Below are 7,187 nucleotides of genomic sequence, written 5' to 3'. Positions count from 1 at the left end.
CGCAAATGCCTTGGATGGAGGACCCCGGCCGAGGTCTTTCGAGAAAAGATGATGGAGGAAATCGGCCGACGCCCCTACTCTCGCAGGTCATGGGAGTCGCGCTTCGGGTAGCGCACACAGAAGGTGCCCCGACGGATCGGGGCCCCTGCCCCTGTCGCGCCCTCAGGTGAAGGGGTTCACAAGGCGAAGCTGCCCCTCGACCAGCAGGCCCGACTGCATGTCCTCCGAGTAGAGCGTGGTGCAGCCGGCCAGCAGTGCGGCGGCGACGATCATCGCGTCATAGACCGAGAGCCGGTAGCGCTCGGCCAGCGCACGGCCCACGGCATGGGTGCGCGGGGTCAGATCCTCGACCGTGCATAGCTGTTCGATCCCGGCCAGGAAGGCGCCCGCCTCGTCCCACCTCAGCCCCGCCTTGCGGCGGCAGTTGACCAGAGCCTCGTTGAGCACCTGGACGCTGATCCGCGGACCGCGCAGCAACAACGCCTCGGCGCGGTCCGCCTTGGGGCCGTCATCGAGCAGGTAGAGGATGATGTTGGTGTCGAGAAACTCAGCGCTCATGCGCGCTGTCGCGGCTCAGCCGCTCCGACGCGGCAAGCCGTCCGCGGAACCGCCTCAGACCACTCAGGACCTCGTCGGGCCGGGCATGGCGCGTGACGGCAAACCCGTCCTCGCCGGCGGTCAGCGCGATCTCGTCGCCTTCCTTGAGCCCGAGCTGGCGGACCAGCTCGGCGGGCAGCCTGACGGCAAGGGAATTGCCCCATTTCGCAACCTGCATGGCGGATCCTTTCACGTTGGATATACGCTGATAAATGTATATCCTCAGCGCGCGCCTCGCAACCCTGCCCCGCTCCGCCAGGCGCGGCCGCCCTGCCCTAGGCCTCTTCGCGCAGGCTCGAGCCCTCCGGCGGCGCCCGCCGGATATTGCGCTCGAGATCCATGACGTAGCCGATGATGGCGGCCACCGCCTCCCAATGCTCGACGGGGATCTGGCGATCGAGTTCGGCCACGTCGTAGAGCGCGCGCGCCAGCGGCCGGTTCTCGATCATCGGGATCTCGTTTTCGCTGGCCAGTTCGCGGATCCGCGCGGCCATCAGGTCGGCCCCCTTGGCCACGCAGACCGGCGCGATGTCGACGCCGTTCTCGTATTTCAGCGCCACCGCGAAATGGGTCGGGTTGGTGAGCACAACGGTGGCGCGCGGCACCGCCTGTGCAAGACGCTGTCGCGCCCGTTCGCGGCGGATGCTCATGCGCTTGGAGCGGATCAGCGGGTCGCCCTCGCTCTCCTTGACCTCGTCCTTGATCTCCTTCATCGACATGCGCTGCTTGCGGCGATGATCGAAGCGCTTCCAGAGGATGTCGGCGACCGCGATCACGCTCACCAGCGCCAGCGTGATGAGCAGCATCCGCGCGGCTTCGGCGCGGACGAAATTCGTCACCATCTCGGGCAGAAGCCCCTGCGTCTGCCAGATCTGGCCGACCGCCTCGAGCACCACCCAGCCCGCGATCACCCCCACCAGCAGCACCTTGGTGACGCTCTTGAAGAACTCGACGAAGGCGGTGAGCGAGAACAGACGCTTGAAGCCCGCCATCGGCGAGATCTTCGACCATTTCGGCTTCAGCCGCTCGGCGGCCACCACCACCTCGCCCTGCAGCGCCACGCCTGCCAGCGCGCCGATCACCATCAGCGCCATCAGCGGCCCGAGCAGGATGCCGACGCCGCGGAGCACCTTCCAGCTCACCGCGCCGAGATCGCGCAGCCCGGCCAGATCGGTGCCGACATGGATCTGGCCGGCGCTCTCGAGCACGTTGCGAAACACGCCCGCCAGCGGCGCCGAGACCGAGGGCAGCACGAAGGCGGTGATGGCGAAGAGCGACAGCACCGCCATGACGTTGCCGGCCTCCTTGGAGGAGGCAACGTCGCCTTTCTCGCGCGCCTTTCGGAGCTTTCGCTCTGTCGGCTCCTCGGTCTTGTTGTCCTTGTCGTCGTCCTGGTCCGCCATGGTCTAGAACACCAGCAGGCCAAGCCATTCGCCGAACCGTTCGGCGAATTCGCGCAGCATCACCGGCGTGGCCATGACCAGCACCAGGAGCCCCGCCATGATCAGCACCGGGGCCGCGACGAAGAAGACCGGCAGTGAGGGCATCATACGCGCCGCAAGCCCCATGCCGAGATTGACCAGGAGCCCCATGACGTAGAACGGCGCTACGATCGAAAGGCCAAGATAGAAGCTCTGCGACACCGCCCTGACGATCTGCTGGGCGAGGTCGGAGGGCAGGATCTGGCCCGGCGGAAACAGGTCGTAGCTGGTCACCATCGCACCGATGATCAGGTGATGCAGGTCGGTGGCAAAGATCATCGCGACGCCGCCCAGCATCAGCCCGGTCGAGATCAGGGTCGAGCCCTGGAACGAACCGAGGCTTGGTGAGAACGCGTTCGACAGGCCCGAGACCAGCCCGATCTGGTAGCCCGCAAATTCCAGCGCGGTGAGCAGGATGCGGGCGGTCAGGCCGATCCACAGGCCGAGCGTCAGCTCGATGGCCAGCGCGCTGATCAACGGCCCCGGCGCGTCGAGAGAGACCGGCCCCTGCGGCACCGCCGGGTAGAGCGCCAGCGACAGCAGCACCGCGAAGGCCAGCCGGTGGCGCACCGGGATGACGGTCTCGCCGAGCGCCGGCACGAACATCAGCATCCCGCCAATGCGGGCGAAGACCAGCGCCACGCCGAGGAACTCGACGGTGAGGAGCGCCGCGAGGTTCACCCTACTGGCCCACGGTTGCCACGGTGCGCAGCGCGGTCTTGCGGTGGATCTCGTTATGCGACAGCACCACGGTCATCGGGCTGACGCGCTCGAGCATGGAGCGCACGAAGCTGCGCACCTCGGGGCTGACCAGCAGCGCCGGCCACTGGTCCTGCTCGGCGAATTTCTGGATCTCGCGGCGGGCCTGCAGCACGAATTCCTGCACCCGCTGCGGCGACATGACGAAGTTGCGCTCATCGCCATTGACCCGCAGCGCCTCGAGGAATTCCTTCTCCCAGGCGGGCGACATCGAGATCACCGAGATGAAGCCCGATTGGTCGACCAGCGACTTGCAGATCTGGTTCGACAGCCGCCGCCGCACCGACTCGGTGATCTGGCCGACATTCGAGGTGGTGCGCTTCGCCTCGGCGATGGACTCGATGATCAGCGGGAGGTTGCGGATGGAGACCCGCTCGGCCAGCAGGTTCTGCAGCACGTGCTGCACCAGCACCATCGGCGCGTTGCCCGGGATGTCGCTGACCAGCTTCTGATACTCGCGCTCGAGCCCTTCGATCAGGGTCTGCGTCGCGCCGTAGGTCATCAGTTCCGGCAGGTGCTCCTTCACCACCTCGGTCAGGTGGGTGATGATGACGCTCTCCGGATCGACCACCGTCAGCCCCATCGCCTCTGCCTTGGCGCCGGTCTCGGCATCGACCCAGAGCGCCTCGAGCCCGAAGGTCGGATCCTTGCCGCGCTCGCCCGACAGGCCGCAATCGCCGGGATTGACCACCATGAGCCCCGTGGGCCGGACCTCGCCGCGCGCGACCTCGACGCCCTGCACCATGATTGCGTAGGTCTGGCCCGGCAGCATCGGCTCGTCCTTGATCCGCACCGAGGGCAGGACGAAGCCGAACTCGCGGGCGAAGAGGTTGCGCAGGCTCTTGATCTTGCCGGCCAGCGCCGCGTCGCTGTTGGAGATCAGCGGCACCAGCGTCTGCCCCAGCTCGAGGCGCAGACCATCGAGCTTGAGCGTGTCCTTGATGTTGTCCTCGGGGGCGGCGGCCTCGGCACGCTGCTTGGCGGCCTCGGCGCGCTCGGCGCTGGCCTGCGCGGCGTCCGCCTGCCGCATCACCATCAGGCCGAGGAAGGTCATCAGCACCGCCAGCGCGGTGAAGATCAGGCTCGGGAAGCCGGGCAGAAGGCCGATGCCGAAGAGCAGCACGGAGGCCATGAACAGCGCCTTGGGGAATTTCGAGAGCTGCCCCAGCACCGCTTCGTTGGCCGCGCCCTCGGTGCCGCCCTTGGTCACGATGAGGCCCGCCGCAAGCGACACGATCAGCGCCGGAACCTGCGTCACCAGCCCGTCGCCGATGGTCAGAACGGTGTAGAAATCCGCCGCCTCCGAGAGCGACAGCCCGTGCTGCGCCACGCCGATCAGGATGCCGCCGATGACGTTGATCAGGGTGATGATGATCCCCGCCACCGCATCGCCGCGGACGAATTTCGAGGCACCGTCCATGGCGCCGAAGAAGCCGCTCTCGTCCTCGATCTCCTTGCGGCGGGTGCGGGCCTGTTCCTCGTCGATGATGCCGGCGCCGAGATCGGCGTCGATGGCCATCTGCTTGCCGGGCATCGAGTCGAGCGAGAAGCGGGCCGAGACCTCGGCGATCCGGGTCGAGCCCTTGGTGATGACCACGAAGTTGATCACCACGAGGATCGCGAAGACCACGATCCCGATGATGAAATTGCCCGACACGATGAAGCGCGAGAAGCCCTCGATCACCCCGCCCGCGGCGCTGGGGCCGGTATGGCCCTCGGAGAGAATGAGCCGCGTCGAGGCAACGTTGAGCGACAGGCGCAGCATGGTGACGACGAGAAGGAGTGTCGGAAAGCTGTTGAATTCCAGTGGCTTCGGAATCCACAGAGCCACCATGAGCACCAAAACGGAGACCGAGAGCGAGACCGCCAGCCCGAAATCGAGCACCGCGGCCGGCAGTGGCACGAAGAGCACCGCGAGGATCAGCGTCACCGCGATGGCGAAGCCGATGTCGCGGTTGCCCTGGCCCTTGCCGAGCCAGCCCGGGAGGGAAGTGGTTGAGGAATCGGACATCGACATCAGAACATCTTTCGGAAGGCTGGCAGCACGGGCGAGAGCGTCTCGCGCCCGAACAGGCTGCGGGCGCCACTGTCAGCGGCGCCGGAACGGAGGGTCATGTCGGAGGTCCAGAAATGGCCGGAGGGCAGCGGCGTGCTGGTGACCGAGGCAACGGCAGCGAGGCCGAGCCCCCCTGCCCCGCCTCCACCGCCCGAGGCCGCGAGCTGACGGAAGATTTCGAGCCGCTCGTTGGCGATCGAGACGTTCTGCTCGAGCCGCTCGAGATAGACGCCCTGATGCGCCTCGGTGGCGGAATGGTAATGCCCCGCCGCCTTGATCCAGTCGCCGGTCTTCTCATAGAGCTGTACCAGGAAGCGCGCCGCGTATTCGACATTGCGCGCCGGGTCGAACCCGTCTTCGAGCTGCAGGAAGGCATCGGGATGCCAGCGCAGGTTCACCTGCATGCAGCCCACATCGATCGACTCCACCCCAGCAGATTGCCGCGCCCGAACCCAGCTGGCGGCGGATTCGGGATTTGCGAAGAAGCGGCCGTCGCCATCGGCATTGGCGACCCAGGGCCAGATCGTCAGCTCGCCCTCGTGCATCATGCCGCTTTCCTGCAGGCCGATGCCCAGCAGCAGGTTGCCGGGGATCTGGTGACGCAGCTGCGCCCGCAGGATCTCGTGGATGCAGATGCCAGCCGGATCCCCGGTCGTGCGCGGGCCCGTGGCCTGCGGCGCCTGCGCGGCGCGCTCAGAAGGGCGGTAGAAATTGCTCCAGTCGGCCAGGGCCCCCTGCCCCACCACCAGCGCCAAAACCGTCAGGAGGATCTGCAGCGCCCGCATCACAGGCCGCCGCTCACGATGAGGTCGAAGGCCCGATCCGAGAGCCGCTTCACGATGCTGTACATCAGCGGCGTGAAGACCAGCAGGCCGATGAAGATCGCGACGATCTTGGGCACGAAGGTCAGGGTCATTTCCTGCACCTGGGTCAGGGCCTGGAAGAAGGCGATGATCAGGCCCACCACTAGCGCGATGGCCATGATCGGGCCGGAGCCGTAGAGCACGGCAAGGAAGGCGTCGGACAGGATCGTGTAGGTATCGCTTTCGGTCACGACCGCCTTCCCTCAGATCAGATCGGCATGCGGATGATTTCCTGGTAGGCCTCGACCAGCTTGTCGCGCACCGCCACCGCGGTCTTGACCGTGGAGTCGAGCTCGAGCGTGGCCTCGACCACCGCCTGGGTGTCGGCATTGCCGCGCAGGCCGGTCTGCGCCGTCACCTCGGCCTGGCGGATGGTCTGCACCGCGTCCGAGCCGGCCTGCGCCACCATGTCGGCAAAGCTCGGCTTGCTCTCATCGGGCGCGACGGCGGGAACGGACTCTGCCGTCATGTCCTGCGAGGCGCGATAGGCCCCGGAGGCGGCGTTGATCGAGAGGAAGGAGTTGGTTTCGGTCGCCATGGATCTTCAGTCTTATTTCAGCAGGTCGAGAAGCTGCGAGCGCATGCTGCGCCCGGTCTCGAACATGTTCAGGTTGGCCTGGTAGCTGCGCGAGGCTTCACGCATGTTGCTCATCTCGAGGATGGTGTTGACGTTCGACACCTTGACGAAGCCATCCTGATCTGCGGCCGGGTGCGACGGGTCGTAGGACAGCTGGAAATCGGCATCGTCGCGCCGGATGCCCTCGACCTCGACCATCGAGGCGCCGCTGTCGCGGTCGACCATTTCCTGGAACGAGATGATCTTGCGGCGATACGGATCCTCGCCATCGGTATTGCCCGTCGAGCTGGCGTTGGCGACGTTTTCCGACACCACCTTGAGGCGCTCGCCCTGCGCGCGCATGCCGCTCGCGGCCACGGAAAGAACTGTCTTGAGCGTGTCCATGCCCTGCCCTCTTATCTGACGCCGGTGACCGCGATGGTCAGCAGGTTGTGACCGCGGCGATAGAGTTCGGCGGCCAGCCTGTAGCTGCCGGCAACCTCGGCCGCGTCGATGGTCTGCTGTTCGAGCGCCACGGTGTTGCCGTCGATGCTGCCTTCCCAGGCCTCTTCATCCGCGGTGACCCGCACGCCGTTCGGCGTCTCGCCACTGCTGGTGATGTGGCGACTGTCGGTGACCTTGAGGCCTTGCATCGCGTCCGCGTTCTCGAGCATGGCATCGAACCCGCTCACCTTCTTCGCCTTGTAGTTCGGCGTATCGGCATTCGCGACGTTTTCAGAGATCACAGCCTGACGGGCTCCCAGCCATGTCATGCGCTGCGAGGCCAGCTGAAAAAAGGACATTCCACCAAGCTTCATGAACAGTTTCCTTTTGTCTTAATCAAAGATAGCATGAATAAATCTTGGTTAGCAATG

At 66.0% G+C, this 7,187-nt stretch carries 10 protein-coding genes; all 10 read right to left on the bottom strand.

The window, feature by feature from the left end; all coding sequences use genetic code 11:
* Positions 1-162: 162 nt before the first annotated feature.
* The 10 genes from KUV62_RS21385 to flgB all read right to left on the bottom strand — a co-directional run bounded on the left by KUV62_RS21385 (position 163) and on the right by flgB (position 7,115).
* Positions 163-558 carry a PIN domain-containing protein gene (locus KUV62_RS21385; protein WP_222605786.1) on the bottom strand — a complete coding sequence of 132 codons (396 nt, stop codon included), beginning with the start codon at positions 556-558 and terminating at the stop codon, positions 163-165.
* Positions 548-775: an AbrB/MazE/SpoVT family DNA-binding domain-containing protein gene (locus tag KUV62_RS21380; protein WP_222605785.1), complete on the bottom strand. Its 228-nt coding sequence runs from the start codon at positions 773-775 to the stop codon at positions 548-550. Before KUV62_RS21380 ends, KUV62_RS21385 begins: the two co-directional genes overlap by 11 nt.
* Positions 776-872: 97 nt before the next feature.
* Positions 873-2,000, bottom strand: coding sequence for a flagellar biosynthesis protein FlhB (flhB, locus tag KUV62_RS21375; RefSeq protein WP_222605784.1), 1,128 nt, complete (start codon positions 1,998-2,000; stop codon positions 873-875).
* Positions 2,001-2,003: 3 nt separating this feature from the next.
* Complete coding sequence (locus tag KUV62_RS21370; protein ID WP_222605783.1) at positions 2,004-2,759, bottom strand: flagellar biosynthetic protein FliR; 756 nt, start codon at positions 2,757-2,759, stop codon at positions 2,004-2,006.
* A 1-nt stretch (position 2,760) separates the two neighbouring features.
* On the bottom strand, positions 2,761-4,854 hold the full coding sequence (flhA, locus tag KUV62_RS21365; protein ID WP_222605782.1) for a flagellar biosynthesis protein FlhA: 2,094 nt from the start codon (positions 4,852-4,854) through the stop codon (positions 2,761-2,763).
* Entirely contained in the window at positions 4,854-5,678 is an 825-nt protein-coding gene (locus tag KUV62_RS21360; protein ID WP_222605781.1) for a lytic transglycosylase domain-containing protein, read from the bottom strand. Before KUV62_RS21360 ends, flhA begins: the two co-directional genes overlap by 1 nt.
* Positions 5,678-5,947, bottom strand: coding sequence for a flagellar biosynthetic protein FliQ (locus KUV62_RS21355; protein WP_222605780.1), 270 nt, complete (start codon positions 5,945-5,947; stop codon positions 5,678-5,680). The genes KUV62_RS21360 and KUV62_RS21355 overlap by 1 nt, the downstream gene beginning before the upstream one ends.
* A gap of 17 nt (positions 5,948-5,964) precedes the next feature.
* Positions 5,965-6,294, bottom strand: coding sequence for a flagellar hook-basal body complex protein FliE (locus KUV62_RS21350; RefSeq protein ID WP_222605779.1), 330 nt, complete (start codon positions 6,292-6,294; stop codon positions 5,965-5,967).
* A 12-nt stretch (positions 6,295-6,306) separates the two neighbouring features.
* A complete protein-coding gene (gene flgC, locus KUV62_RS21345) occupies positions 6,307-6,717 on the bottom strand; it encodes a flagellar basal body rod protein FlgC (protein WP_222605778.1) in 411 nt (136 codons plus the stop codon).
* An 11-nt stretch (positions 6,718-6,728) separates the two neighbouring features.
* Positions 6,729-7,115, bottom strand: coding sequence for a flagellar basal body rod protein FlgB (flgB, locus tag KUV62_RS21340; protein ID WP_261395817.1), 387 nt, complete (start codon positions 7,113-7,115; stop codon positions 6,729-6,731).
* Between the last annotated feature and the right edge of the window lie 72 nt (positions 7,116-7,187).

The organism is Salipiger bermudensis (genome assembly GCF_019801965.1).
In the GTDB taxonomy this organism is placed as follows: domain Bacteria; phylum Pseudomonadota; class Alphaproteobacteria; order Rhodobacterales; family Rhodobacteraceae; genus Salipiger; species Salipiger bermudensis_A.
This window is presented reverse-complemented; position numbering and strand designations above follow the sequence as displayed.

Bases quoted from the DNA above. Each gene is read 5' to 3' on its own strand.
- KUV62_RS21385 (WP_222605786.1), bottom strand. From the start codon at position 558: ATGAGCGCTGAGTTTCTCGACACCAACATCATCCTCTACCTGCTCGAT.
- KUV62_RS21380 (WP_222605785.1), bottom strand. From the start codon at position 775: ATGCAGGTTGCGAAATGGGGCAATTCCCTTGCCGTCAGGCTGCCCGCC.
- flhB (WP_222605784.1), bottom strand. From the start codon at position 2,000: ATGGCGGACCAGGACGACGACAAGGACAACAAGACCGAGGAGCCGACA.
- flhA (WP_222605782.1), bottom strand. From the start codon at position 4,854: ATGTCGATGTCCGATTCCTCAACCACTTCCCTCCCGGGCTGGCTCGGC.
- KUV62_RS21360 (WP_222605781.1), bottom strand. From the start codon at position 5,678: ATGCGGGCGCTGCAGATCCTCCTGACGGTTTTGGCGCTGGTGGTGGGG.
- KUV62_RS21350 (WP_222605779.1), bottom strand. From the start codon at position 6,294: ATGGCGACCGAAACCAACTCCTTCCTCTCGATCAACGCCGCCTCCGGG.
- flgC (WP_222605778.1), bottom strand. From the start codon at position 6,717: ATGGACACGCTCAAGACAGTTCTTTCCGTGGCCGCGAGCGGCATGCGC.
- flgB (WP_261395817.1), bottom strand. From the start codon at position 7,115: ATGTCCTTTTTTCAGCTGGCCTCGCAGCGCATGACATGGCTGGGAGCC.